Annotated in this window: 3 protein-coding genes; all 3 read left to right on the forward strand. The window is 37.7% G+C overall.

The annotated features are described in order from the left end of the window. On the forward strand, window positions 1-993 hold a 993-nt coding region (locus tag H5072_RS17855), incomplete at its 5' end, for a sensor histidine kinase (RefSeq protein ID WP_182694316.1). After that, window positions 993-1,607, forward strand: coding sequence for a DNA-binding response regulator (locus H5072_RS17860; protein WP_024599310.1), 615 nt, complete (start codon window positions 993-995; stop codon window positions 1,605-1,607). The genes H5072_RS17855 and H5072_RS17860, both read left to right, overlap by 1 nt. Window positions 1,608-1,705: 98 nt before the next feature. Next, the coding region (locus tag H5072_RS17865) for an enoyl-CoA hydratase/isomerase family protein (RefSeq protein ID WP_182694317.1) at window positions 1,706-2,072 on the forward strand (367 nt) is incomplete at its 3' end.

The following is a 2,072-nucleotide window of genomic DNA, read 5'->3' on the forward strand; positions in this document are numbered from 1 at the left end:
AGCTTTACAGTTAACCAAATTGTTATGTCTTTAGCCTTCTATATTGCTTTTATTCTTTTGTATATAAAAGCAATAAACTGTAAAAGCACAGGGGTGACTAAGTTATTTGTAGCCATGCTCTTAATTTGTTTTTGCGCTACTTTTTACACCACAGGTACGCCTACTTTATTTGGTTTCGTAGCCTATATAGCAGGCTACTCTTACAGCTCCCGTCAAAGGATTTATGCTGCGATCGCAATTATATTCACGGTTTTATTAAGCACATATATTGGAGATATAGGTAAGGTTCAATACTTTTTAGGCGTTGCTTTGATTCTATGCGCCACATTATTTAGTTACGGTATTGCAGCAAAAAGAGAAAGCTTATACAAAAAGCGCGAACAAGAAAGCGCTAACCAACTAGAGCAATTAGCAGCTATTGCAGAGCGAGAACGAATAGCTCGCGACTTGCATGATATTTTAGGTCATTCACTTTCATCTATTGCTTTAAAAGCTGAGCTTGCTAATAAATTAAACCAAGGAGAGCGCTACGCTCAAGCAAATAGCGAAATTGCACAAGTGGCCGATTTGGCAAGGCAGTTACTTAGCGATGTAAGAAGCGCCGTAAGTGATTTAAAACAGCTTAATCTTGTCAGCCAAGTAGCACAGTTAAAGCAAAGGTTAATAGAGCAAGGATTTAACGTTTCATTTAATGTGGTTTTAAATGCTCTGCCCGCTAAAGTAGAGGGTATAGCAGGCCTTGTAATTAAAGAGGCAGTTACTAACTTATTACGCCATAGCAATACAAAAAATTGCGAAATAAATATAGAACAAACAGCGCAGCAGTTACTTATAACCGTAATTGACCATGGTCCGTGCAGTACATTGAATTCGGGCAATGGCCTAAATGGTATTAAAGAGCGAGCAGAGCAACTAAATGGCAGTGCAGTATTTGCCTGTGGCGATAACTTTACTTTAAAAGTAGTGCTTCCAATTACAGCTAAGGATTTATAATGATCAGAGTATATTTAGTGGAAGATCAGGCGCTTGTACGCGACGCAGTAGCAGCATTGTTAGGGCTTGATTTTAATATTGAGATTATTGGTCAAGCAAGTAACGGGCAAGATGCACTTAATGCAATTGAGGCGCTTGATAGTGATTTGCATCCCGATATAATTTTAACCGATATAGAAATGCCAACCATGAATGGTATAGAGCTTAGCGAAAAAATAGCCGCTAAATTTCCTGCTATAAAAATGGTTATTATGACTACATTTTCTCGTGCGGGTTATATTAGGCGAGCGCTTACGACTGGCGTAAAAGGTTTTATTTTAAAAGAAGCACCAAGTGAAGAGTTAATAAATGCGCTTAAAAAAGTAATGCAGGGACAAAAGGTAATTGACCCAGAACTTGCTATTAATGCATTAGACGACGCAGATCCACTTACGGATAAAGAACGAAAAGCCCTTAAACTTGCAAGCGATGGCCTTAAAACAAGCGACATAGCCAAGCAGCTATTTATTAGCGAAGGGACTACGCGTAACTACCTATCGGACGCCATTGCAAAATTAAACGCCACTAACCGCATAGATGCTGCGCGTATAGCTAAACAAAAAGGGTGGCTTTAATTAGTGGGTTTATAAATTATAAGCAAAGTATTACTATGATATGTAAAAGTAACGAACAGCGCTTAAAATTAGCTTAAAAAGCGCTAAAAGAGGTTTTAATGGCAAACTTAATAGAACTAACAACTAAAAATAATATCGCTATACTCACCATGAATACCGCTGAAAACCGCCACAACCCAGCGTTTTTGGCTGAGTTTAATTTACACCTAGACCACATTGAAGCAGAACAAAATATTAAGTCAGTTATTTTAACGTCTTCAAGTGATAAAAACTGGTCATTGGGTATCGACCTTCAATGGATGTCTAATCCAAGTATTTTACCTGCAGCAATTTCAGACTTTATGATTCAAATAAGTGACTTATTTAAACGTATAGTTACTTTTCCTATGCCTATTATTGCTGCGTTAAACGGGCATACTTATGGTAATGGTTCTGTACTTGCGTGTGCGTGCGACTTTAGATTTA

The sequence above is a fragment of the Pseudoalteromonas sp. SR45-5 genome, assembly GCF_014163565.1.
GTDB classification, from domain to species: Bacteria; Pseudomonadota; Gammaproteobacteria; order Enterobacterales; family Alteromonadaceae; genus Pseudoalteromonas; species Pseudoalteromonas distincta.